Origin of the sequence: Rathayibacter sp. AY1F9, assembly GCF_002932155.1 — a bacterium.
Lineage (GTDB): Bacteria > Actinomycetota > Actinomycetes > Actinomycetales > Microbacteriaceae > Rathayibacter.
Genome location: NZ_PSVA01000004.1, coordinates 117,281 through 140,103 on the forward strand (window position 1 = coordinate 117,281; position 22,823 = coordinate 140,103).

Genomic DNA, 22,823 nt, shown 5'->3' on the forward strand with positions numbered 1-22,823 from the left:
CGCCCGGCCGAGCAGCGACTCCAGGAGGAGAAGGAACCGTCATGATCGAGACCACACCCGGCACAGCCGCGCCCGCGTCGAGTGGAGCAGGGACCGGCAGGAGAGCCGAGAAGCCGCGCACCCTCGCCGAGAAGGTCTGGGACGACCACGTCGTCGTCGCGGGCGAGAACGGCGCTCCCGACCTGCTCTACATCGACCTGCACCTGCTGCACGAGGTGACCAGCCCGCAGCCGTTCGACGGCCTGCGTGCCGCGGGGCGCCCGCTGCGCCGGCCGGACCTCACCATCGCCACCGAGGACCACAACACGCCGACCCTCGAGATCGGACGCCCCATCGAGGATCCGATCAGCCGCACCCAGATCGACGCGCTGCGCCGCAACGCCGGCGAGTTCGGCGTCCGCCTGCACTCCCTGGGCGACGTCGAGCAGGGCATCGTGCATGTCGTCGGCCCCCAGTTGGGCCTGACGATGCCCGGCGTCACGGTGGTCTGCGGCGACTCGCACACCTCCACGCACGGCGCGTTCGGCGCGATCGCCTTCGGCATCGGCACGAGCGAGGTCGAGCACGTGATGGCGACGCAGACGCTGCCGCTGCAACCCTTCAAGACGATGGCGATCACGGTCGAGGGCACGCTGAAGGAGGGGGTGACGGCCAAGGACATCATCCTCGCGGTCATCGCCCGCATCGGCACCGGCGGCGGCCAGGGCTACATCCTCGAGTACCGCGGCTCCGCGATCCGCGCGCTCTCGATGGAGGGCCGGATGACGATCTGCAACATGTCGATCGAGGCGGGTGCGCGGGCCGGCATGGTCGCGCCGGACGAGACGACCTTCGCCTACCTGCACGGCCGCCCGCACGCTCCGGCGGGCGAGGACTGGGACGCCGCGGTCGCCTACTGGCGGACGCTGCCGAGCGACGAGGGCGCCGTGTTCGACGCCGAGGTCGTGATCGACGCCGACGCGCTCGAGCCGTTCGTCACCTGGGGCACGAACCCCGGCCAGGGCGTCTCGCTCTCGCAGGCGGTACCGGACCCTGACGTCCTCGACGATCCGAACGAGCGCGCCAGCGCTCTGCGAGCGCTGGAGTACATGGCGCTGGAGCCCGGCACGCCGATGAAGGAGATCCCGGTCGACGTGGTCTTCATGGGCTCCTGCACCAACTCGCGGATCGAGGACCTGCGGGCCTTCGCTGCCGTCGTCGAGGGGCGCACCAAGGCCCCCGGCGTCCGCGTGATGGTCGTCCCCGGCTCCGCCCGGGTGCGGCTCGAGGCCGAGGCCGAGGGGATCGACCGGATCGTCACCGCGTTCGGCGCGGAGTGGCGCTTCGCCGGCTGCTCGATGTGCCTCGGGATGAACACCGACCAGCTCGTCCTGGGGGAGCGCGTGGCCTCCACGTCCAACCGCAACTTCGAGGGTCGTCAGGGCAAGGGGGCGAAGACCCACCTCGTCTCGCCCCTCGTCGCCGCGGCCACGGCCGTGCGCGGCACCCTCTCCAGTCCCTCCGATCTGGAGCCGGTCCGCGAGAGAGCAGGAGTCTGACCGTGCAGAAGTTCGAGACCGTCACCGCGATCGCCGCGCCCCTGAAGCGCGCCAACGTCGACACCGACCAGATCCTCCCCGGCATCTACCTCCGCCGCATCACGAAGACCGGCTTCGAGGACGCGCTCTTCCACGGCTGGCGGCAGGACGCGGACTTCGTCCTCAACCAGGAGCGCTACCGCGGCGCCGGCATCCTCGTCGCCGGCCCCGACTTCGCCATCGGCTCCAGCCGCGAGCACGCCGTCTGGGCGCTGCGCGACTACGGCTTCCGGGTCGTCATCTCCCCCCGCTTCGGCGACATCTTCCGGGGCAACGCCGGCAAGCAGGGACTGCTCGCGGCCGTCGTCTCGGAGCCCGACGTCGAGCGGCTGTGGGAGATCATCGAGGGCACCCCGGGAATAGAACCGACGGTGGATCTGGTTGCGCGTACGGTCACCGCCGGTGGCGAGACCTTCGACTTCGAGATCGACGACTACACTCGATGGCGCCTGATCGAGGGCCTGGACGACATCGGCCTGACCCTGCGCGACGAAGCGCTCATTTCCGAATTCGAGACCCGCCGCGAGAGCTGGCGGCCCAAGACATTGCCGGTGAAATAGCGTGAACACACTTCTTCAGGACGCCAAGGCCCTGCAGGACGCCAAGGCGTCGGGAGCACGGGTGGGAATGACGACCGAGCGGATCACCATCAACGGCGGGCGACCGCTGGTGGGCCGGATCGAGCTCAAGGGGGCCAAGAACCTCGTCACCAAGGCGATGGTCGCGGCGCTGCTCGGCGAGACCGCCTCCACCCTCCGCGACGTGCCCGACATCAGCGACGTCCGCGTCGTGAAGGGCCTGCTCGAAGTCCACGGCGTCAAGGTGAAGCAGGGCGCCGAGGTCGGCGAGCTGATCCTCGACCCCTCCAACGTCGAGTCCGCGCACTTCGCCGACATCGACGCGCACGCCGGCTCCAGCCGCATCCCGATCCTCTTCTGCGGCCCGCTGCTGCACCGCCTGGGCGAGGCGTTCATCCCCGACCTCGGCGGCTGCCGCATCGGTGACCGCCCGATCGACTACCACCTCGAGGTCCTCCGCAACTTCGGCGCGGTGATCGAGAAGCTGCCCTCCGGCATCCGGATGTCGGCCCCCGAGGGCCTGCACGGCGCCAAGGTGTCGCTGCCCTACCCGAGCGTCGGAGCGACCGAGCAGGTCCTCCTGACCGCGGTGCGCGCCTCCGGCATCACCGAGCTCTCGGGCGCGGCGATCGAGCCCGAGATCATGGACCTGATCAACATCCTGCAGAAGATGGGCGCCATCATCTCGGTCGACACCGACCGGGTGATCCGCATCGAGGGCGTGGACCGGCTCACCGGCTACTCCCACCGCGCGCTCTTCGACCGCAACGAGGCGGCCTCCTGGGCGGCCGCGGCCCTCGCGACCGACGGCGACATCTTCGTCGGCGGCGCCCGCCAGCAGGAGATGACCACCTTCCTCAACGTCTTCCGCAAGGTCGGCGGCGCGTTCGAGATCGCCGAGGACGGCATCCGCTTCTACCACCCGGGCGGCGAGCTCAAGCCGGTCATCATCGAGACCGACGTGCACCCCGGCTTCATGACCGACTGGCAGCAGCCGCTGGTCGTGGCGCTCACGAAGGCCAAGGGCGTCTCGATCGTGCACGAGACCGTCTACGAGCAGCGCTTCGGCTTCGTCGACGCGCTCGTCGAGATGGGCGCGACCATCCAGATCCACCGCGAGTGCCTCGGCGGGCAGGCCTGCCGCTTCGGGCAGCGAAACTTCATGCACTCGGCCGTGATCTCGGGACCCTCGAAGCTGCACGGCGCCGACATCGTCGTGCCGGATCTGCGCGGCGGCTTCTCGCACCTGATCGCGGCGCTCTCGGCCGAGGGCACCTCGACGGTCTCGAACGTCGGCATCATCAGCCGCGGCTACGAGAACTTCCTCACCAAGCTCGAGCTGCTGGGCGCCGACTTCTCGCTCGACGCGTAGCCGCCCACCGGGACCCCGGTCCCGCGGAGGACGACCGTCCTCAGCGGCCCGGGGTCCTGTCGCGCCCGGGCGCGCCCCACGCGGGCGGTTCCGCGTCCTCCTCCAGGCGTCCCCGGATCCGCTTCTCGAGGAGCGCGAGCGTCGTCTCCGGCGCGGGCCGGAGGCCCAGCGGTCCGGGCGACTCGACCAGGACCAGCGTGAGGCGTCCGCGCCGCGTGCCGGCCAGGACGACCTCGAGGGCCTCGCGCGGACGCAGGCCCACCAGCACCCACCGCCGCTCCAGCCGCGCGATCCGCGCCCAGGGCACGACGACGCCCCAGTCGCCGAAGGAGACGGTCAGTCCCCGGCGGCGCGGCACGACCACCGCGTAGGGCCGCAGCGTCGGCAGCGGGAACCGCGGCTCGACCCGACGGAGGCCCGCTCCGAGCCGGCCGCGTCCGAGGACCGCGACGCCGCCGGTCGCCTCCGCCTCGACGTGGGCGAGCGGTGCCACCGCCACGCGCCAGAGGGCGTCGACCCCGCCGATCACGAGGGCGACTGACGCCGAGCCGCCGACGAGGACCGCGAGCGTCAGCAGGAGGCCGTCGCCGAGCGCGGCCGCATCGCGTCCGGCCTGCGTGGCGAGCAGCACGACTCCCCACACGATCAGGAGCACCAGGCCGGACAGCGCGATCGGCGAGTCGGCGAGGCGGCCGAGGGCCCTGCTGACGGCGTCCCACGGCGACGGGCGGCGACGCGGACGGGGCATGCCGGTACCGTACCCGGCGGCCGGACCGCTCCTCCCACCGCGGGGCCCCGCTGCTCCCGGGCGTGGGGACGCGGCCCCTCCGATGCGGGATGCGAGGATGGGCGGGTGTCTGAGCGAAGCCGTCCGTCCATCTTCTGGTTCCTCGCGGCGGCGGTGATCCCCGTGATGACCGCCTCGGTCGACCTGCGGATCCGGAACGGCGACAAGATCCCGAGCACCGGGGCCTTCGTGTTCGCGCCGAACCACTACAGCGAGATCGACCCGATCATCACGGGCTGGACCCTGTGGCGCGCCGGCCGCGCACCGCGCTTCCTCGCCAAGGCCTCGCTGTTCTCGGTGCCCGTGCTCGGCTCGATCCTGCGCGGCTCCGGGCAGATCCCCGTCGAGCGCTCGGGCTCGGTCCGCGGCAGCGAGCCGCTGAAGACGGCCAAGGCTCTCGTGGACGAGGGCCGCTCGGTCATCATCTACCCCGAGGGCACCCTCACCCGCGACCCCGAGCTCTGGCCGATGCGCGGCAAGACGGGAGCGGTGCGGATGGCGCTGCAGTACGGCCTGCCCGTCGTCCCGGTCGCGCACTGGGGTGCGCAGCAGCTGATGGGCCGCTACTCCAAGCGGATCACCCTCTTCCGCCGCAAGCGCGTCGACGTGATCGTCGGCGACCCCGTCGACCTGTCCGCCTTCCGCGGACGCAGCCTCGACTCCGCCACACTCAACGAGGCCTCCGCGGTCGTGATGGCGGCGATCACCGCCCTGCTCGAGGAGCTGCGCGGCGAGGCGGCGCCCGAGAAGCGCTGGAACCCCTCCGAGCACAACCAGAAGGGCACGGGTCGCTTTGAGTCCGAGCAGTAGGAAGGCGCCCATCCCCGTGCCCCGCCGCGTCGCCGTCCTCGGCGCCGGCAGCTGGGGCACCACGTTCGCGAAGATCCTCGCCGACGGCGGCTCCGACGTCGTGATGTGGGCGCGCCGCGCCGAGCTGGCCCGCGAGATCACCGAGGCCAAGCGCAACAGCGACTACCTCCCCGGCATCAACCTCCCGCGCAACATCCGGGCCACGCCGCGCATCGAGGAGGCGCTGGAGGGCGCGGACCACGTCTACCTCTCCATCCCGTCGCAGTCGCTGCGGAGCAACCTCGAGGCGATCACGCCGTTCCTCACCGAGCGCACGGTGCTGGTGAGCCTGATGAAGGGCGTCGAGAAGGGCACCGGCCAGCGGATGAGCGAGGTGATCGCGCAGATGCTGCCGGTCTCTCTCGACCGGATCGCCGTCGCCTCCGGGCCCAACCTCGCCCTCGAGATCGCCAAGGAGCAGCCGACCGCGGCGGTCATCGCCTCCGAGAGCCTCGTCACCGCGCAGGAGGTGGCTCTCGCGGCGACCAACCGCTACTTCCGCTCCTACGTCAACACCGACGTGATCGGCACCGAGTTCGGCGGCGTGCTGAAGAACCTCATCGCCGTGGCGATCGGCATCGTCGACGGCGTCGGCTACGGCGAGAACACGAAGGCATCGATCATCACGCGCGGTCTCGCCGAGATGACCGACTTCGCGGTCGCGTACGGCGGACGGGCCGAGACGATGGCCGGACTCGCTGGGCTCGGCGACCTCATCGCGACGTCGAGCTCGTCCCTCTCGCGCAACAACACGGCCGGGCGCCTGCTCGGCCAGGGCTACAGCTTCACCGACGTGGTGAAGTCGATGCAGCAGACGGCGGAGGGGCTCGCCTCCGTCGCGCCGGTCCTCGAGCTGGCGCGCGCCAGGGGAGTCGACATGCCCATCGTCGAGCAGGTGTCGCAGGTGCTCGCCGGTACGCTCGATCCGAAGGACATCGCGCCGCACCTGACCACGGATTCGGACGAGCCACAGGGTGAGAGGAACCTCGATGACCAGCAAGCTCCGCGTGGCCGTTCTGTTCGGGGGGCGCTCCAGCGAGCACTCGATCAGCTGCGCAACGGCGGCCGGGGTGCTGCGGGCGATCGACCGTGACCGCTTCGAGGTGATCCCCGTCGGGATCACCTCCGACGGCGCCTTCGTGCTCGAGGAGGACCGTCCTGAGAAGTTCGCTCTCGATGCCGCGTCGCTGCCCCGCGTCGAGGACGACGGCTCCCGTGTGCGCTGGCCGGAGTCGGCCCTCTCGCGTGAGCTCACCGTGACGACCGAGGACGGCGCGACGCGCTCGCTCGGCGAGGTCGACGTGGTGCTGCCGATCCTGCACGGCCCGTGGGGCGAGGACGGCACCGTCCAGGGGATGCTCGAGCTCGTCGGGCTGCCCTACGTCGGCTCGGGCGTGCTCGCGTCGGCGCTCGGCATGGACAAGCACTTCACCAAGACGGTGCTGCGGGCCGCGGGCCTCGCGGTGGCGCCCTGGTACCTCGTGACCGAGGCGGAGTGGCGCGCCGACCCGGGCGACGCCTCCTCGGCCCTCGACGAGCTGGGCCTGCCCGCGTTCGTGAAGCCGGCGCGGGCCGGCTCGAGCGTGGGCGTCAGCCGGATCGACGAGCGCGAGCAGCTCGAGGCCGCGCTGGAGGAGGCGTTCGCGCACGACTCGCGGGTGCTGATCGAGTCGGGCATCGTCGGCCGCGAGGTAGAGATCGGCGTGCTCGGCGGCCGCCGCGGTGCTCCGGCCCGCGCCTCCGTCGCCGGCGAGGTGGTCGTCACCGGCCGCGGCTTCTACGACTTCGAGGCGAAGTACCTCGGGGCGTCCGGCATCGAGCTGGTCTGCCCGGCCGATCTCACCGACGGCGAGCTCTCCGAGATGCGGTCCCTCGCGATCCGCGCCTTCGACGCGATCGGAGCCGAGGGCCTCGCCCGGGTCGACTTCTTCCTCACCGCCGACGGCTTCGTCGTCAACGAGATCAACACCATGCCCGGCTTCACGCCGGTCTCGATGTTCCCGCGCATGTGGGGCGCGAGCGGCGTGGACTACCCGGACCTGATCAGCGAGCTGCTCGACTCGGCGCTCGACCGCGTCCCGGTCGCCGCCCGATGACGTCGGCGCTCGCGCTCCGCGTCGAGGCGGGCGCGGCCGCGGCGCCCTTCGAGCAGATCCGTGAGCAGATCACCGCTCTGATCGCCGCGGGCGAGCTGCCGGTCGGCACGCGGCTGCCGCCGGTGCGCGCGCTGGCCGAGACGCTGGGCGTCGCCGCGGGGACGGTCGCCCGCTCCTACCGGGAGCTGGAGTCGGCGGGCCTGGTCGAGACGCGCGGCCGGGCGGGCACGGTCGTCGCGGGAGGCGTGGACGCGCTGGAGCGCGAGCTGCAGGCCGCGGCCGCCGTGTTCGCGTCCCGCGCGCGCGAGCTGGGGGCGACCTCCGATGGTGCGCTCACCGCAGCGAGTCGAGCCCTCGGCGTCTGACGCTGAAGCTCAGCCGGTGGGCGTGTCCGTCGGATCGAGGGTGTCGGCGTCCGAGACGTCGGTGCACTCGCGCGTCTGCGGGACGTAGGAGACGGCGTTCGCCAGGTCGAGCGCGGCGGAGGATCCGGACGCGCGGCTCTGGTCGACGGTGATCTCCACCGCGGGATCGCGACCGTAGGTGGTCAGCGTGTAAATGTCCTCGTCCTTCTGCGTCTCGTCGATGATCCAGTCGACTCCGCTGACGTTCACGCAGAGGTCCGTCGTCGGGCCGGGCACCTCGACTCCGCAGTGGAGGATGACGGCGGCCGGGGTGCCCCAGGCGGCGGTGCCCTGAGCGTTCGTCTCGCGCTCGGGCTGCTCCGCGACCACGTCGGGCAGGCGCACCGAGACCTCCGCGCAGCCGGTGCTCGTCGCATCGGCGGCGGGCTCGAGGGCGACGCTGGCCGAGCAGCCCGAGAGCAGCAGGACGGCGGCGGCGGCGAGAAGGGGGGAGCGGAGTCGGCGGGGGGACATCGCCGTCAACGCTAGCGTGTGAACCATGGCAGAGGATCGGAGTCCCACCCTGGCCGAGCTCAGCGAGGGCGAGGTGCTCGCGAGGGTGCTGGCCCGGCTCGGCGGCCCGGGCGCGGAGACCCTGGTCGGACCCGGCGACGACTGCGCGGTGCTGCGCGCTCCCGACGGCCGCTTCGTGGTGACCACGGACATGATGGTGCACGGCCCCGACTTCCGGCTGGCCTGGTCGCGCCCGGCGGACCTGGGCTGGAAGGCGGCGGCCTCGAACCTCGCCGACGTCGCGGCGATGGGGGCCCGTCCCACCGGGCTCGTCGTCGCGCTCGCGGCACCCCAGTCGCTGGGCGTCGACGTGCTGGAGGGGATCGCGGGCGGCCTCGCCGCCGGCTGCGCCGCGATGGCGCCGGGATGCGGAGTCGTCGGGGGAGACCTGTCCGCCTCCGCGACGCTGACGCTCTCGATCACGGCGTTCGGCTCGCTCGACGGACGACCGGCGGTGCTCCGCAGCGGTGCGAGGCCGGGGGACGTGCTCGCCGTGGCCGGTCCGCTGGGACGAGCGGGGCTCGGGCTGCGCCTGCTGTTCGAGCAGGCGCGGCGGGACGGGGAGCCGTCGGCCGACCTCGCCGCCCGGCTCCGCGAGCGGCATCCGTCCCTCCTCGAGGCGCAGCTGCGCCCGACCGCGCCGATCTCCGCGGGCGAGGCCGCGGGCGGGACCGCCACCGCGATGATGGACGTCTCGGACGGCGTGGTGCTCGACGCCCGTCGGATGGCGCGTGCGAGCGGAGTGGCGATCGACCTCGATGCCGCGGCGGTCGACGTGCACGCGCGCGGGCTCACGGGCGTGGAGGGCGTGGACCTCGACCTGGCGAGGGCGTTGGTGCTGGGAGGCGGCGAGGACCACGCGATGCTCGCGTGCTTCCCGCCCGCCGCGGCGCTGCCGGAGGGCTTCGTCCCGCTCGGGGTCGTCCGCGAGGGGGACCCGGAGGTGCGCCTGGGCGGGGTCGCGCTCGAGGGGCGCGGGGGCTGGGACCCGTACCTCGGCTGGGACGGCGCGGCGGGCTGAGGCCGGTCAGCCGGCCGCGGAGGAAGCGGGCGAGACGGGCGACGCCGGTGAAGCCCACCAGATCGTGGTCTCGCCGTAGTCCTTCCTCCGCTCCCGCTCCAGACCCGCGGGCCAGCGCGGCTCCGGGCTGCGGGAGCTCCGCTCCACGACGACCACCGCGTCCTCGCGCAGCAGCGGCAGCACGCCGGCGAGATCGGCGGCGAGGTCGTCCTCGCCGAGGTCGTAGGGCGGGTCGAGGAACACCGTGTCCGTGTTGAGGGCCGGGGACCCGTCGAGGAAGGAGCGGACCGAGCCGGTCACCACCTCGATCCGCGGGGCGGGCCGCTTGTTCTTGGCAGCCGCGGTCACGATCGCCCGTGCGTTCTCGCCCGCGGTCCGGGCGGCCTTCGGGTCGCGCTCGACCAGGACGACCGCGCTCGCTCCGCGGCTGGCCGACTCGAGCCCGAGGGCGCCGGAGCCCGCGTAGAGGTCGACCACCGTCGCGCCGTCGAGGGCGTCCCGGGCCTCGAGGGCCGAGAAGACGGCCTCGCGCACGCGGTCGCTGGTGGGGCGGGTGCCCGCGCGCGGGACCCGGAGGGTGAGCGAGCCGGCGAATCCGGCGATGATCCTGGTCACCGGATCGAGCATAGGGCGGCACCCTGCCCACGGCGTCCGGCGGCCGCCGCGCGCTCCCGCCTGGCGGCACACTGCGAACTCTCGGAACCTGGACCCTTTTCCCGTCAGGACTGCGAGAATCCCTAGCTATGACGTCGCTCGAAGACACCCGCTCCGCTGTCGGCCGCCGAGCGGCTCCCGAGACGCCCCTGACCCGCGAGGAGTTCACGGCGCACTGCGGCGCCGTCCTCGGGAACCTCACCCGCGTGATCGACGGCAAGTCGGCCGAGGTCTCGATGGCGCTGACGGTGTTCCTCGCCGGTGGGCACCTCCTGATGGAGGACGTCCCCGGCACCGGCAAGACGGTCCTGGCGAAGTCGCTGGCGGCCTCGGTCGGCGGCAGCGTCGCGCGCATCCAGTTCACGCCCGACCTGCTCCCCTCCGACGTCACGGGGGTCTCGGTCTACAACCAGGCGACCCGCGACTTCGAGTTCAAGCCGGGCCCGGTCTTCGCGAACATCCTGATCGGCGACGAGATCAACCGGGCCTCGCCCAAGACGCAGTCGGCGCTGCTGGAGTGCATGGAGGAGCGCCAGGTCTCGGTCGACGGCACCACCCACCTCCTCCCGCGCCCCTTCGCCGTGATCGCGACGCAGAACCCGGTCGAGATGGAGGGCACCTACTCGCTGCCCGAGGCCCAGCGCGACCGCTTCATGGCCCGCCTCTCGCTCGGCTACCCCGATGAGCGCGCCGAGCTCGAGATGATCCGCACCCGCGACTCGGCCAGCCCGCTCGAGGAGCTGCGGCCCGTCGTGGGCCTCGCCGAGCTCGAGCGGATGATGGCCTACGTGCGCTCCGTGTACGTCGCACCACCCGTGCAGGAGTACGTGGTGGCGATCATGCAGGCCACGCGGGTCGACCCCGAGCTGCGGCTCGGGGGGAGCCCGCGCGCCACGCTCCAGCTGATCGCCGCCGCGAAGGCTCTCGCCGCCCTCAGCGACCGCGACTTCGTGGTGCCGGACGACGTCGACGCGCTCGCCGTCCCCGTGCTCGGCCACCGCCTCCTGCCCGCCACGCGCCTCCCCGGCCGCTCCGGCGCCGGATCCTCGCACTCGGTCACCGAGATCGTGCAGCGCATCGTCGCGGCCACCCCCGTCCCCTTCGGCAACCGTGGCGACTGAGGCCCGCGCCGCCGAGACGCCGTCGTCCCGTCTCGGCGGTCTGCCCGCGCTCCGCGGGGTCGCGCTGACGCTGCGCGGCTGGGCGCTCGTTCTGCTGGGCGTCGCGGGAGTGGTGATCGCGCCGCTGACAGAGTTCCGCGAGCTGCTGTTCGTCGGCCTGGTGCTGCTGGGCCTGCCCCTGGGCGCGCTCGTCTCCCTGCTCCTGGCGCCGGCGTCGTTCCGAGTGCAGCGCCGCTTCGCTCCCCAGACCGTCGCGGCCGGCGACGTGGTGGAGGTCGACGTGCTGCTCGAGAACCGCGGCCGCGCCGTCCGCAGCGGGGCGCGCGCCCACGACCGGCTCGAGCGCGTGGAGCGCGGGGTCGTCGTCGGCCGGCCGGTCGCCGAGGGCGTCTTCGGGCTGCCGGGCGTCCCGTCGGGCGGCCGCGTGCGCGCCCGCTACCGTCTGCCCGCCGAGCGGCGCGGGATCCACCGCATCGGCCCGCTGCGCCTGGTGCGCGGCGACGGCCTCGGGCTCGCGCTCCGCGAGAGCGTCGTGGGGGCTGCGCAGCCGTTCGTCGTGACTCCGCGGGTCGTGCCGCTCCAGAGCGACGTCCTGGACGCGCACGGAGCAGGCGGATCGAGCCCGGTCGCGCACGCGACGGCCGGCGCCGGCACGGACGACGTGATCCCGCGCGACTACCGCCCGGGGGACGCCATGCGCCGGGTGCACTGGCGGGCGAGCGCCCGCTCCGGTGAGCTCATGGTCCGCCAGGACGAGCAGAACACCGATCCGCACGCGTGGATCCTCCTCGAGACCCGGGCCGAGCGCGTGCTCGAGCGGCGCGGCGACGACCGGCTCGAGTGGGCGGTGTCGATGACGGCCTCCCTCGCCGTGCACCTGCTCGACCGCGGCTTCGAGACCCACCTCGTCGAGACGGGTGCGGACGGCGAGCCGGAGCACTCGGAGGACGAGCGCGAGGTGGCGCACGACGTGCTGCTGCGCCTGGCCGAGCTGGCGCCCTCGCGCGAGTCGGTCGACGCGGTGACCCGGATCTCGGCCGACATGCGCGACACCGGGGGAGTGCGACCGGTCTTCGCCGTCCTCACCCGACTCCTCGAGTCGGACCTCGACGCCCTCGGCTCCCTGGCCGCGCAGTCGCGCCCCGCGATCGCCTTCGTCGTCGCCGGCACCGCTGAGGAGGAGGCGGCTCTCGCCTCGCTCGGCTGGTACGCGGTGTCCGTCGACCCGAGTGCCTCCGTCGAGGAGGCGTGGGCGCAGGCTCTCGCTCTGCGGGTGGTGGCGTGAGCCGCCGCGTCGAGAGCGATCCGCGCGCCGGGTCGGCTCCTCTGAGCGGTCTGCTCTTCCTCGCGATCACGGCCGCCGCCGCCGGGATCGGGCGGCTCCTCGTCGGCGTCGACTGGCTGGTGCTCCTCGCGAGCGCGGTCGCCGTGGTGCTCGGCGTCCCGGCCGCCGCCCGGGCTCTGCGCGTGCACCCCGTCGTCCCGCCGATCCTCGGCACGCTGACGATGGTCGGCGTGCTGACCGCGATGTTCGTGCCCGGTCGGGCCCTGCTGTTCGTGATCCCCACGCCCGGCGCCGTCGCGCAGGCGGAGGCGCTCGCGCAGGGCGGCTTCCAGTCCATCGCCCAGCAGGGGCTCCCGGCCATCGCCGACGACGGCATCTCGTTCCTCCTGATCGGCGGGGTGGTCGTGCTCGCCTGGGCGGCCGACCTGTTCGCCTTCTCCGTCCGCCTCCCCGCCCTGGCCGGTCTGTTCCCTGCGGCGCTGCTCGCGGTGCCGGCGATCGTGGACCCCTCCGAGGTGTCCTGGGCGAGCCTCGTCGTCACTGCGCTCGCCTACGCGGGCGTGCTCGCCGCCACGGCCGCCCCTCGCCGCCCGAGCGGCCCGAGCGCGGCCGCGGCCGTGCTGCCCGCCTTCGCGGCCGTGACCGTCGTCGTCCTGGGCGCGGGAGTCGTCGCCGGGTCGGCGGCAGGCTACGCGCGCACCACCGCCCCCTCGGGCGTCTCCGGCAGCCTCTTCAACGGCGCGATCGACCCGGTGGTCGCTCTCGGCGCGGACCTGCGCCGCCCGAACCCCGTGACCGTGCTGCGCTACGCCACCGACTCCGACCTGCCCGTCTACCTCCGCGTGCTGACCGTCTCGGACTTCGACGGTGACGACTGGGCGCCGAGCGACACGGAGCAGACCGCTCCGATCGAGGCGCCGATCGCGCCCGAGGGGCTCTCCGAGAGCGTGCCGCGCGAGGCGGAGGAGGTCGACGTCTCGGTGGAGACGCTGCGGAGCCAGTGGCTCCCCGTGCCGTATCCGGTCTCGTCGCTGACGGGCGTCGGCGACGGCTGGCTCCAGGACGTGCAGGACGGCTCGATCCGCGGCGACGCGACGACCCGCTCCGGAGACGACTACCAGGTGCAGGCGCTGCGGCTCGAGCCCGACCCGCAGCAGCTGCTCGCCGCGCCCGCGCCGTCCGGCGTCGACCGGTACCTCTCGCTCCCCGACGACGTGCCCGAGATCGTCCGCACCACCGCCGAGGAGGTCACGGCGGAGGCTCCGACCGCCTACGACCGGGCGCGCGCGCTGCAGACGTACTTCCGCTCGTCCGAGTTCCGCTACTCCGAGGACACCCCCGCGGAGGAGGGCTACGACGGCGACGGAGTCGGCGTGCTCTCGGCGTTCCTGACGACGAAGGAGGGCTACTGCGTCCACTTCGCCTCGGCGATGGCGGTGATGGCGCGCGAGCTCGGGATCCCGTCGCGGCTCGCCATCGGCTACCAGCCCGGCTCCGTCGTGCCCTCCGGCGGCAGCGACCTGACCACCTACCGCGTCCTCTCCTCCGACCTGCACGCCTGGCCCGAGCTGTACTTCGAGGGAGTCGGCTGGCTGCCCTTCGAGCCGACGCCCAGCCGCGGCGCTCCGGCCTCCTACACCCTGCCGAGCGCGACGGCGTCCTCGGGCCCCACCGCCCCGGGCTCGACCGCGACCACCGCGCCCGGTGCGACCAGCGCTCCCGCCGCGACACCCACTCCGACGGCCGCGTCGGCGACGCCGACCCCCGGTGCCGTCGGCGCCTCGAGCACCACGGCGGCTCCCGCGGCCACGCTCTGGGTGCTGCTCCTGCTGCTCGTGCTCGTCCCCTGGCTGATGCGCGCCGTCCAGCGCGCGCTGCGGCGCCGGTCCGCGCGCTCCGGCTCCGTCGAGGCCGCGTGGGCCGAGCTGCTGGCGACCGCCCGCGACCTGGGCGTCCCCGTGGAGGACACGGAGTCTCCGCGCGCGCAGGAGGCCCGCATGGCTCCCGCCCTCGACCCCGGAGCGGCGGCACGTCTGCAGGGGCTCCGGGAGCGCGTCGAGCGCCGGCGCTACTCGCCGTCCGCGAGCGAGTCGGAGGCGTGGGACGACGCGACCGCCGTGGCCGCCGCGCTCCGCGGCTCCGCGAGTGCCGGTCGTCGGGTGCTCGCGTCGGTCGTGCCCCGCTCGGCGCTGGACCCGGTCGCCCGGCTCGCGCGTCCGAGGTCCGACCTATGATCGCTAGGTGATCCCGGACCCCCTCGACGCCTCGCTCGCGCCGCTGATCGGGCCGCGCACGGCGAGCGCGGTCGAGAAGGCCTTCGGGTACCGCACGGTCGGCGAGCTCCTGGGCCACTACCCGCGCCGCTACGCGAAGCGGGGCGAGCTGACGGCGCTCTCGCGTCTCCCCGTGGGAGAGAGCGTGACGATCGTGGCGGAGGTGCGCGAGGTGCGCGAGCGGCCGATGCGCAACCGGCGCGGCACCCTGCTCGAGGTCGTCATCTCGGACGGCTCGGGCACGCTCTCGCTGACGTTCTTCGGACAGCCCTGGCGCGCGGCGAAGCTCCACCGCGGCGTGCGCGGAATCTTCGCGGGTACGGTCTCGATGTTCCGCGACACCCCGCAGCTCACGCATCCCGACTACCGCCTGTTCGACGACGAGGAGGCCGCCGCGACGGAGACGGGAGGCGGTGAGCTCGCGAAGGACTGGGCCGAGCGGCCGATCCCGATCTACCCGGCGACCAGCGCGATCTCGAGCTGGCAGCTCCAGGCCGCGATCGGCGTGCTGCTGGACGGCTTGCGCGACGTGCCCGACCCGATGCCCGAGCAGGTGCGCGCCGGCCGCTCGCTGCTGGGCCTCGGCGAGGCGCTGGAGCTGATCCACCGCCCGCAGCGGGAGGGCGAGGAGGCGCAGGCGCGCGAGACGCTGCGCTTCCACGAGGCGTTCCTCCTGCAGCTCGCCCTGCTCGAGCGCCGGGCCTCGGCGCGCAGCAGCCCCGCGACCGCCCGCGTGCCCGGCCCCGGCGGGCTGCTCGAGCGCTTCGACGCCGCGCTGCCCTTCGCCCTCACCGGCGACCAGACCGCGGTGGGGCACGAGATCGCCGCCGACCTGGCCGCTGAGAGCCCGATGACCCGGCTGGTGCAGGGCGAGGTCGGCTCCGGCAAGACCCTCGTCGCGCTCCGGGCGATGCTCGCCACGGCCGAGAGCGGCGGGCAGGCGGCTCTGCTCGCTCCCACAGAGGTGCTCGCGGGGCAGCACCTCCGCTCGATTGCGAGGACCCTCGGCCCGGAGCTCGCGGCCGAGCTGGTGCCGACCCTCCTCACCGGCGGGCTGGGGGCGGCGCAGCGCCGTGCGGCCCTCCTCCGGATCGTCTCGGGCACGGCGAAGATCGTCGTCGGCACGCACGCCCTCCTCGGCGACGCGGTCTCCTTCTACGACCTGGGCCTCGTCGTGATCGACGAGCAGCACCGCTTCGGCGTGGACCAGCGGGACGCTCTGCGCCGGAAGGGCGCCACCCCGCCGCACGTGCTGGTGCTGACGGCCACGCCCATCCCGCGGACCGTCGCCATGACGGTCTTCGGCGATCTCGACACCTCGACCATCCGCGAGCTGCCCGCCGGGCGCCCCGGCATCACGAGCCACGTGGTCCCGCTCGCCGACCACCCCGCGTGGATCGCGCGGGCCTGGGAGCGCGCCGAGGAGGAGATCCGCTCGGGGCACCAGGTCTACCTCGTCTGCCCGGCGATCGAGCCGGGGGAGCCCGCCGAGGGCGCGCAGCCGCCCGAGGAGGACGCCGCCGCGCCGCTCACGACCGTCGCGGCGACGCTGGAGGGCGTGCGCGCGCATCCGCTGCTCGGGAAGCGCCGGTCGGCCGCGCTGCACGGGCGGATGACGACGGAGGAGAAGGACGCCGTGATGCGCTCCTTCGCCGCGGGGGAGATCGACGTCCTGGTGTCGACGACGGTCATCGAGGTCGGCGTGGACGTGCCGAACGCCTCGATGATGGTCGTGCTCGACGCGGAGCGGTTCGGAGTGTCGCAGCTGCACCAGCTCCGCGGGCGCATCGGGCGCGGCGGCGTCGCGGGGGTGTGCCTGTTCGTGACGGCGGCGGAGGCGGGGACGGTCGCGCGCGAGCGGGTGGAGGCGGTCGCCGCGACGCTCGACGGCTTCGCGCTCGCCGAGGTCGACCTGGAGCTGCGCCGCGAGGGCGACGTGCTGGGCGACTCGCAGTCCGGCGGGCGCTCGTCGCTCCGCCTGCTGCGGGTGGTGCAGGACGCGGACGTGATCGTGGAGGCGCGGGCGCTGGCGGAGCGGCTCCTCGCGGAGGACCCGTCCCTCGCCTCGCACAATCGGCTCCGTGCCGCGCTCGAGCGCCGCGTGCAGGACCGCGACCGGGAGTTCCTCGCCAAGAGCTAGGCGGTGCCCGCCCGCTACTCTGTCGGCATGGCCCGCATCGCCGTCGTCCCCGGCTCCTTCGACCCCGTGACCCTCGGTCATCTCGACGTGATCGAGCGGGCCGCGCGCCTGGTCGACGAGCTGCACGTCGTGGTGGTGCACAACCCCGCCAAGACGGCGCTGCTGCCGATCGCCCAGCGCGTCTCGCTGATCGAGCAGTCGATCGCGGAGGCCGGGCTCGAGGGGCGGATCGTCGTCGCCTCGTGGAGCATGGGCCTGCTCGTCGACTACTGCACCGACGTCGGCGCGAGCATCCTGGTGAAGGGCATCCGCTCGCAGGTCGACGTGGCGTACGAGACCCCCATGGCGATCGTGAACCGCAACCTCGCGCACGTCGAGACGGTGTTCCTCCTGCCCGATCCCGCGCACGCCCATGTGTCGAGCTCGCTGGTGCGGCAGGTCTCCTCCCTCGGCGGCGACGTCGCCCCCTACGTGCCGCCCGCGGTCGCCGCGTACCTCGCCGCCGGCTGAGGCGCCGCCGATCGTCCACCCGGGCGATCCCGGGCCGTGGACCCGTGCGCCCGCGGCAGCCGGGAGAATGGACCGGTGAGCGAGACGCGCGTGCAGGCCTGGGCCCTCGACGGCATCCCGGAGGTGACTCCCGGTGACGACCTGCTCGAGCTGATCCTCGCGGCCGTCGCCGCCGCCGCCGAGGAGGACCGGCCCGCGGACGGCGACATCCTCGTGGTCACGAGCAAGATCGTCTCGAAGGCGGAGGGGCGCGTCGTCGCCGCGGCCGACCGCGAGGACGCGATCACGGCCGAGACCGTCCGCGTCGTCGCCACCCGGGCGCACGGCTCCGGCGTCACCCGCATCGTGGAGAACCGCCTCGGGATCGTGCAGGCGGCGGCCGGAGTCGATGCCAGCAACGTCGCGGAGGGGACGGTCCTCCTCCTCCCCGTCGACCCCGACGCCTCGGCGCGGGCCCTCTGCGCGGGCCTCCGGGAGCGGCTCGGCGTGGAGGTGGGCGTGCTCGTCAGCGACACCCTGGGCCGCGCGTGGCGGGTCGGGCAGACCGACGCGGCCATCGGGGCCGCCGGCGTCCTCGTGATCGACGACCTCCGCGGCGGAGTCGACGCCCTGGGGCGCACGCTCGGAGTGACCATGCCGGCCGTGGCGGACGAGATCGCCGCACTCGGCGACCTGGTGAAGGGCAAGGCGAGCGGTCGCCCCGTCGCCGTCGTCCGCGGGCTCGCCCGCCTGGTGACGGGGATCGAGAGCCCGGGCGCCCGCACGCTGACCCGGACGGGCCCCGACGACATGTTCCGCCTCGGCGCCGACGAGGCCTTCGCCGAGGGCTTCGCGGCCGGAGCAGCCTCGCGCGAGGAGCGCGCGTGACCGGCTGGAGCGCGGTCGTCGTGTTCAAGGGCCGCGGCGGCTCGAAGACGCGCCTCGACGTGCCGGGCCGCGCGGCGCTGGCCGAAGCGTTCCTCCTGGACACGCTCGCCGCCGTGGCCGCCGCGGAGCCGGTGGCGAGCCTTCTCCTGGTCACCTCCGACGCCGGTGCGGCCGACCGCGCACGGGCGGAGCACCCGCAGCTGGTGGTGGTGCCCGACCCGGGGACCCTCGACGCCGCCGTGTCCGGGGGAGCCGAGGCCGCCCTCCACCGCCGGCCGGGCGCCCCGGTGATCGTGCTGACCGGGGACCTGCCCGCCCTGCTGCCGTCGGACCTCTCCGAGGCGCTCGCGACGCGGTCGCTCCCGGCCGTCGTCCCGGACCGCGAGGGGAGCGGCACCACGGCGCTCCTGCTGGCGGCCGGAGCCCTCGTCGCTCCGGCGTTCGGCCCGGGCTCTCTGGCCCGGCACCGCGACGCGGGCTGCGCCGTCGTCGTGCTGCCCGGCTCGTCGACGCTGAGGCTGGACGTCGACACGCTCGCCGATCTCGGAGACGCGGAGGAGGCCGGCGTCGGCCCGCACACCTCCCGCGCGCTGGCCGCAGCGGCCTGACGCGCAGGGAGTCCGAGCCGCGGACGCGATCAGCCGGCGAGCAGCCCCGCCTCGAACGCCGCCGTCAGGCCCGCGTCGATCGCGAGCGGTGCGCCGTCGACCGAGCGGACGGGGATCGCCCGCCGGGTGCTCGACACCAGCCACGCCGCATCGGCACCGGTGAGCGCCGAGACCGGCAGCTCGCGGCGCGACGACGCGAGCCCGCGGCGCTCGCCCAGCGCGAGGACCCGCTCGACCGTCGTGCCGGCGAGCACGCTGTCCGAGAGCGGCGTCGCGAGCACCCCGTCGCCGAGGAGCACCAGGCTCGACGTCGCCCCCTCGAGGAGAAGCCCGTCGCTCGTGCGCCAGACCACGTCGTCCGCGCCCCGGGACGCCGCCTCGCGCAGCGCCGCCCGGGTGACGGCGCCCGAGGTGGTCTTGACGCCCGGGAGCAGCCACGGCGCGAGCGGACCGCTCGCGTACCCGCGGTCCAGCACGACGACGGCCGCGCCCTTCTCCCGGAGCGCGCTCGAGTCGGGAGTCGGAGCCGCGCGCACGGTGCACCGGGCGGAGTCGCTCGAGCCGTGGGCGGCGATGAAGCGGACCGTCAGGTCGTCGACCCGGTCGTGCTCCGCCACGGCGAGGTCGACCGCTCGGGACCAGAGGGGCGCCTCCGGGATCGTCAGCCCGACGGCCCGGGCCGATCCGGCCAGCCTCTCGAGGTGCTCGCCGAGCGCACGGGGACGTCCGTCGAGGACCGCGACGGTCTCGAAGACCCCGTCGCCGCGGAGGTAGCCCGCCTCGTCCACGCGGACGAGCGGACCCTCCGGGTCGCGGAGGACGACGGCGCCGGAGGTGATCTCGACGAGGACGGGGGTGCTCATCCGCCCATCCTGCCCCCGGCGGAGCCTCAGCGGGGGAGGAGGCCGCTCGCCACGTCGGACGGCTCGACGATCTCGCGCCACGGCTCCGGCCGGAGTCCTGCCGAGCCGAGCACGTCGGCCCCGGCGAGGAGGTCCACGTCGAGACCGGTCAGCTCGCCGATCGCGGCGACCGGCAGCTGGAACGTCCTGAAGCCGCCGAGCGGCACCAGGCCCTCGCGCACCCGCTCCACGAGCTCGCTCTGGTCGAGCAGGTACGCGCTCGTCGCGAGCGTCGATCCGTCCGGGCTCCACGCCGCGATCTTCCAGAAGCGGCGGGGGATGCCCGTACCGCGGTAGACCGGGTCGTCGTCCGCGAGCACGGGCCCGGTGAAGACGCTCAGGCGCGTGCGCCAGGTCTGCGCGTACTCGAGCACCAGCGTCTCGAGCCCGAGCCACAGCTCCTGCGACTGATTGAAGCCGCTCGCCTGGGGCGCGGCGTTCGTGTAGCAGAAGCTGTCGCGGTTGGCCGCGGCGGCCTCGTCCCGGTCGCCCCAGACGGGGTCGCGGCGGCGGACCAGGTGGCCGCGGTCGAGGTCGTTGCGGGCGTACACCTCCGGCCCGGTCTGCTCGGAGGCGGGGATGCGGTCGTCGAGGTGCCAGTCGTCGCCGCGGCCGAGCTCGACCAGGCGCGCGCCGTCGATGTTCACGGCCGTCGAGACGGCCAGGCGCCGCTCCGGATCCAGCAGCACCTCGAAGTGCGTGTACGGCAGGAGCCGGACCGGGCGCTCGACCCTCAGGAGCGGCGCACCCGCGGGGACGCCGAGGAAGTCCGCGTCGAAGCTCACTCCTCGACCTCCGCCGTCGGAGTCGCCGTGGCTGTCGCTGTCGGGGTCGCCGTGGGAGTCGCCGGGGGAGCCTCGGTCGCGGGGACTCCCGTGCCGGTCTGAGCCGGAGCCGGTGCCTGGGTGGCGGGAGCCGGGACCTGCGAGCCGTTGCTGATCAGCAGGGCGATGTCGGAGTAGCGCGCGACGGTCGTGCCCGCGGCCGGGTCGGTGCCCGCCACCACGCCGGCCGGGAGCGACGAGTCGATGGTCGCCCCCTCCTCGACGTCGAAGCCGAGGTCCTCCAGCGCCTCCGTGGCGTCGTCGACCGAGCGGCCGGAGACGGTCGGCACGGCGATCTGGCGGCCGTTCAGCAGGGCGCTGCTGGGCTCCTCGAAGTCGTCTCCGCCGTACTTCTGGTCGGCGCGGGTCATCACCGAGTTCCAGATGTAGTGGCGGATGTTGGAGGCGTACGGGCGGCTCTCGAGCTCCGAGTTCGGGAAGCGGACCTCGCGCATCGAGGTGTGGCCGTCGATGTTGCCCACCCAGACCACGGTCGCGACGCGCGAGCTCGCCCCGTCCATCCAGGTCGACTCCGCGTTGTCGGTGGTGCCCGTCTTGCCGATGTGCTCGATGCCGTCGTCCGGGTCGGACTGGGCGGCCGTGCCGCCGGTGACGACGCGCTGCAGGGCGTAGTTCGCGACCGCCGTCAGCTCGGGGCTGAGGGCCTGGTTGCAGGTGGAGGTCGGCGGCTGGACGGCGGCGCCGGTCGCGTCGGTGATCGAGTCGATGGCGATCGCGGAGCAGGCGGTGCCGTTGTTGGCGAAGCCGGCGAAGGCGGTGACCATCGAGAGGGGGGAGATGAGCGTGTCCGAGCCGAGGACAGCGGACGGCTTGTAGTCGACCTCGCCGCCGTCGGCGGCCTTCACTCCGAAGCCGACCGCGCGGTCGCGGATCGCGCAGAGGTCGAGCTGCTGCGCCATCGAGACGTAGACGGTGTTGATCGACTGCATCGTGCCGGTCAGCACGCTGTAGCTGCCGTTCTCGCTGTCGTCGTTGTTGACCTCGTAGGAGGTGTCGAGCTCGCCGCCCGGTGCGCAGCTGGCGGGGAAGCCCGAGAAGGTGCGCTCGCGGCCGTTGATCGTCTCGTTCAGGGTGCGTCCGCTCGCGAGCCACTGCGCGAGCGTGAACACCTTGTAGGTCGATCCGACCTGGAACCCGGCGGAGCCGCCGTAGGCCGTGTCGGTGTTGAAGTTGACGGCGGAGAAGTTCGCGCCGTTCACGGCGCCGGCCGCGTCGTAGTCCTTGTTCTGCACCATCGCCAGGATCCGGCCGGTGCCGACCTCCATCGAGACGGTCGCGCTGCCGATGTTGGTGTCGAGGGTGGGGACCTTGGGGACGGCGTTGTTCGTCGCGTTGGCCGCGGTGTCCTGCAGGTCGCGGTCGAGCGTCGTGTAGATCTTGTAGCCGCCGCGCTGGAAGTTCGCGAGGCGGGTGTCCGCGTCGTCGCCGAACGCCGGGTCGTTCTGGACGACGCGGGTGATGTAGTCGCAGAAGAAGGCCGCGTTGCCGGCGGTCTGGCAGCCGGTGGGCGTCTGCGTGATCGCGGGGACGACCTCCTCGGCGACGGCGGCGTCGTGGTCGGCCTGCGAGATCTTCCCCTCCTGCAGCATCTGGTCGAGGACGTAGTCGCGGCGGATCTTGTTGTCCGGGATGTTCTCGGGCTGGTCGATCCTGAGGCCGTTGGGGTTGTTGACCGTGGCGATCAGGCTGGCGGCCTGCGCGAGGCTCAGGTCGGCCGCGCTGGTCGAGAAGTAGTACTCGGCCGCCGCCTGGATGCCGTAGACCTGGCCGCCGAAGCCCGCGATGTTGAGGTAGCCGAGGAGGATGTCGTCCTTGCTGTACTTCTTCTCGAGGTCGACGGCGAGCTTCATCTCCTTGAGCTTGCGGCTCGGAGTGGTCGCGGTCGCCTCCTCGTAGGCGGCCTCCGAGGCGGCCTCGTCGGTCGCGCTCAGCGACTCCGCCTTCTGCACGAGGACGTTCTTGACGTACTGCTGGGTGATGGAGGATCCGCCCTGGAGGTCACCGCCGACGATGTTGCTGAGCACCGCGCGGATCGTGCCCTGCAGGTCGACGCCGCCGTGGTCGTAGAAGCGCGGGTCCTCGGTCGAGACCGCCGCGTCCTTCACGGACTGGCTGACCTGGTCGAAGGCCACCTCCTCGCGGTTCTGCGCGTAGAAGGAGGCGAGCAGCTCGTCCGAGCCGTCGGTGCGCTTGGCGTAGATCTCGGTCTTCTGGGCCAGCTGGCCGAGCTCGAGGTACTCGGGCACCGTCTCGAACAGCCCGATCGGGTTGTTCTCGGCGAGACCGGTGACGGCGAGGGCGGGAGTGACCCCGACCGTGATCAGCAGGCCCCCGGCGAGGCTGGCTCCGACGATCCCGAGGACCCGGGCGAGCACGCCGCCGCGGGCGGTTCCTTGCGCAGACATGGCTACGAGAGTAGGC

At 73.6% G+C, this 22,823-nt stretch carries 21 protein-coding genes; 15 read left to right on the top strand and 6 right to left on the bottom strand.

What is annotated here, in order from left to right; all coding sequences use genetic code 11:
- Window positions 1–41 precede the first annotated feature (41 nt).
- From leuC to murA, 3 genes are all read left to right on the top strand, one after another.
- Window positions 42–1,538, top strand: coding sequence for a 3-isopropylmalate dehydratase large subunit (gene leuC, locus C5C37_RS04615; RefSeq protein ID WP_104223088.1), 1,497 nt, complete (start codon window positions 42–44; stop codon window positions 1,536–1,538).
- A gap of 2 nt (window positions 1,539–1,540) precedes the next feature.
- Window positions 1,541–2,137: a 3-isopropylmalate dehydratase small subunit gene (leuD, locus tag C5C37_RS04620; protein WP_104272689.1), complete on the top strand. Its 597-nt coding sequence runs from the start codon at window positions 1,541–1,543 to the stop codon at window positions 2,135–2,137.
- A gap of 67 nt (window positions 2,138–2,204) precedes the next feature.
- Window positions 2,205–3,527, top strand: a complete 1,323-nt coding sequence (gene murA / locus C5C37_RS04625; RefSeq protein WP_181027099.1) for a UDP-N-acetylglucosamine 1-carboxyvinyltransferase — start codon at window positions 2,205–2,207, stop codon at window positions 3,525–3,527.
- A 40-nt stretch (window positions 3,528–3,567) separates the two neighbouring features.
- On the opposite strand, the gene C5C37_RS04630 is transcribed toward murA, so the two are convergent.
- The gene (locus C5C37_RS04630; protein WP_104272690.1) at window positions 3,568–4,275 is read right to left on the bottom strand and encodes a hypothetical protein; all 708 of its coding nucleotides are present in this window, start codon (window positions 4,273–4,275) and stop codon (window positions 3,568–3,570) included.
- Window positions 4,276–4,380: 105 nt separating this feature from the next.
- Between C5C37_RS04630 and C5C37_RS04635 the strand changes: the two genes are divergently transcribed.
- The 4 genes from C5C37_RS04635 to C5C37_RS04650 are packed head-to-tail and all read left to right on the top strand — an operon-like array spanning window position 4,381 to window position 7,624.
- Window positions 4,381–5,124 (top strand): 1-acyl-sn-glycerol-3-phosphate acyltransferase, encoded by a 744-nt coding sequence (locus C5C37_RS04635; protein WP_244229445.1) that lies wholly within the window; start codon window positions 4,381–4,383, stop codon window positions 5,122–5,124.
- A 16-nt stretch (window positions 5,125–5,140) separates the two neighbouring features.
- Entirely contained in the window at window positions 5,141–6,256 is a 1,116-nt protein-coding gene (locus tag C5C37_RS04640; RefSeq protein ID WP_181027083.1) for an NAD(P)H-dependent glycerol-3-phosphate dehydrogenase, read from the top strand.
- Window positions 6,153–7,259: a D-alanine--D-alanine ligase family protein gene (locus C5C37_RS04645; RefSeq protein ID WP_104223094.1), complete on the top strand. Its 1,107-nt coding sequence runs from the start codon at window positions 6,153–6,155 to the stop codon at window positions 7,257–7,259. The genes C5C37_RS04640 and C5C37_RS04645 overlap by 104 nt, the downstream gene beginning before the upstream one ends.
- Window positions 7,256–7,624 carry a GntR family transcriptional regulator gene (locus C5C37_RS04650; protein ID WP_104223095.1) on the top strand — a complete coding sequence of 123 codons (369 nt, stop codon included), beginning with the start codon at window positions 7,256–7,258 and terminating at the stop codon, window positions 7,622–7,624. The genes C5C37_RS04645 and C5C37_RS04650 overlap by 4 nt, the downstream gene beginning before the upstream one ends.
- Before the next feature lie 9 nt (window positions 7,625–7,633).
- Here the strand turns inward: C5C37_RS04650 and C5C37_RS04655 are convergent, their stop codons facing one another.
- A complete protein-coding gene (locus C5C37_RS04655; RefSeq protein ID WP_104223096.1) occupies window positions 7,634–8,137 on the bottom strand; it encodes a DUF3515 family protein in 504 nt (167 codons plus the stop codon).
- Between the two features lie 25 nt (window positions 8,138–8,162).
- Here C5C37_RS04655 and thiL point away from each other — a divergent pair, with 25 nt between their 5' ends.
- Window positions 8,163–9,197, top strand: coding sequence for a thiamine-phosphate kinase (gene thiL, locus C5C37_RS04660; RefSeq protein ID WP_104319133.1), 1,035 nt, complete (start codon window positions 8,163–8,165; stop codon window positions 9,195–9,197).
- A 6-nt stretch (window positions 9,198–9,203) separates the two neighbouring features.
- Here thiL and C5C37_RS04665 read toward each other — a convergent pair whose 3' ends face one another.
- Window positions 9,204–9,812 (bottom strand): RsmD family RNA methyltransferase, encoded by a 609-nt coding sequence (locus tag C5C37_RS04665; protein ID WP_104223136.1) that lies wholly within the window; start codon window positions 9,810–9,812, stop codon window positions 9,204–9,206.
- A gap of 128 nt (window positions 9,813–9,940) precedes the next feature.
- Here C5C37_RS04665 and C5C37_RS04670 point away from each other — a divergent pair, with 128 nt between their 5' ends.
- From C5C37_RS04670 to cofC, 7 genes are all read left to right on the top strand, one after another.
- Window positions 9,941–10,972, top strand: a complete 1,032-nt coding sequence (locus tag C5C37_RS04670; RefSeq protein ID WP_104225624.1) for a MoxR family ATPase — start codon at window positions 9,941–9,943, stop codon at window positions 10,970–10,972.
- Window positions 10,962–12,257 (top strand): DUF58 domain-containing protein, encoded by a 1,296-nt coding sequence (locus C5C37_RS04675; RefSeq protein WP_104223099.1) that lies wholly within the window; start codon window positions 10,962–10,964, stop codon window positions 12,255–12,257. Before C5C37_RS04670 ends, C5C37_RS04675 begins: the two co-directional genes overlap by 11 nt.
- Window positions 12,254–14,491, top strand: a complete 2,238-nt coding sequence (locus C5C37_RS04680; RefSeq protein ID WP_104338536.1) for a DUF3488 and transglutaminase-like domain-containing protein — start codon at window positions 12,254–12,256, stop codon at window positions 14,489–14,491. The genes C5C37_RS04675 and C5C37_RS04680 overlap by 4 nt, the downstream gene beginning before the upstream one ends.
- A gap of 7 nt (window positions 14,492–14,498) precedes the next feature.
- Entirely contained in the window at window positions 14,499–16,670 is a 2,172-nt protein-coding gene (locus tag C5C37_RS04685) for an ATP-dependent DNA helicase RecG (protein ID WP_374954037.1), read from the top strand.
- A gap of 27 nt (window positions 16,671–16,697) precedes the next feature.
- Window positions 16,698–17,180, top strand: coding sequence for a pantetheine-phosphate adenylyltransferase (gene coaD, locus C5C37_RS04690; protein ID WP_104233800.1), 483 nt, complete (start codon window positions 16,698–16,700; stop codon window positions 17,178–17,180).
- Between the two features lie 75 nt (window positions 17,181–17,255).
- A complete protein-coding gene (locus C5C37_RS04695) occupies window positions 17,256–18,047 on the top strand; it encodes a coenzyme F420-0:L-glutamate ligase (protein WP_258065751.1) in 792 nt (263 codons plus the stop codon).
- Window positions 18,044–18,655, top strand: coding sequence for a 2-phospho-L-lactate guanylyltransferase (cofC, locus tag C5C37_RS04700; protein WP_104225626.1), 612 nt, complete (start codon window positions 18,044–18,046; stop codon window positions 18,653–18,655). The genes C5C37_RS04695 and cofC overlap by 4 nt, the downstream gene beginning before the upstream one ends.
- Window positions 18,656–18,684: 29 nt before the next feature.
- Here the strand turns inward: cofC and C5C37_RS04705 are convergent, their stop codons facing one another.
- The 3 genes from C5C37_RS04705 to C5C37_RS04715 are packed head-to-tail and all read right to left on the bottom strand — an operon-like array spanning window position 18,685 to window position 22,807.
- Window positions 18,685–19,518, bottom strand: a complete 834-nt coding sequence (locus C5C37_RS04705; protein ID WP_104338537.1) for an aminotransferase class IV — start codon at window positions 19,516–19,518, stop codon at window positions 18,685–18,687.
- 26 nt (window positions 19,519–19,544) lie between these two features.
- Window positions 19,545–20,342 carry a DNA/RNA non-specific endonuclease gene (locus C5C37_RS04710; protein WP_104246547.1) on the bottom strand — a complete coding sequence of 266 codons (798 nt, stop codon included), beginning with the start codon at window positions 20,340–20,342 and terminating at the stop codon, window positions 19,545–19,547.
- Window positions 20,339–22,807, bottom strand: coding sequence for a transglycosylase domain-containing protein (locus C5C37_RS04715; protein WP_104338538.1), 2,469 nt, complete (start codon window positions 22,805–22,807; stop codon window positions 20,339–20,341). The genes C5C37_RS04710 and C5C37_RS04715 overlap by 4 nt, the downstream gene beginning before the upstream one ends.
- Window positions 22,808–22,823 lie beyond the last annotated feature (16 nt).

Excerpts from the sequence above, each read along its gene's own strand:
- C5C37_RS04645 (WP_104223094.1), top strand. The coding sequence starts at position 6,153 with ATGACCAGCAAGCTCCGCGTGGCCGTTCTGTTCGGGGGGCGCTCCAGC.
- murA (WP_181027099.1), top strand. The coding sequence starts at position 2,205 with ATGACGACCGAGCGGATCACCATCAACGGCGGGCGACCGCTGGTGGGC.
- C5C37_RS04630 (WP_104272690.1), bottom strand. The coding sequence starts at position 4,275 with ATGCCCCGTCCGCGTCGCCGCCCGTCGCCGTGGGACGCCGTCAGCAGG.
- C5C37_RS04655 (WP_104223096.1), bottom strand. The coding sequence starts at position 8,137 with ATGTCCCCCCGCCGACTCCGCTCCCCCCTTCTCGCCGCCGCCGCCGTC.
- C5C37_RS04650 (WP_104223095.1), top strand. The coding sequence starts at position 7,256 with ATGACGTCGGCGCTCGCGCTCCGCGTCGAGGCGGGCGCGGCCGCGGCG.
- C5C37_RS04670 (WP_104225624.1), top strand. The coding sequence starts at position 9,941 with ATGACGTCGCTCGAAGACACCCGCTCCGCTGTCGGCCGCCGAGCGGCT.
- thiL (WP_104319133.1), top strand. The coding sequence starts at position 8,163 with ATGGCAGAGGATCGGAGTCCCACCCTGGCCGAGCTCAGCGAGGGCGAG.
- C5C37_RS04705 (WP_104338537.1), bottom strand. The coding sequence starts at position 19,518 with ATGAGCACCCCCGTCCTCGTCGAGATCACCTCCGGCGCCGTCGTCCTC.
- coaD (WP_104233800.1), top strand. The coding sequence starts at position 16,698 with ATGGCCCGCATCGCCGTCGTCCCCGGCTCCTTCGACCCCGTGACCCTC.
- C5C37_RS04715 (WP_104338538.1), bottom strand. The coding sequence starts at position 22,807 with ATGTCTGCGCAAGGAACCGCCCGCGGCGGCGTGCTCGCCCGGGTCCTC.
- leuC (WP_104223088.1), top strand. The coding sequence starts at position 42 with ATGATCGAGACCACACCCGGCACAGCCGCGCCCGCGTCGAGTGGAGCA.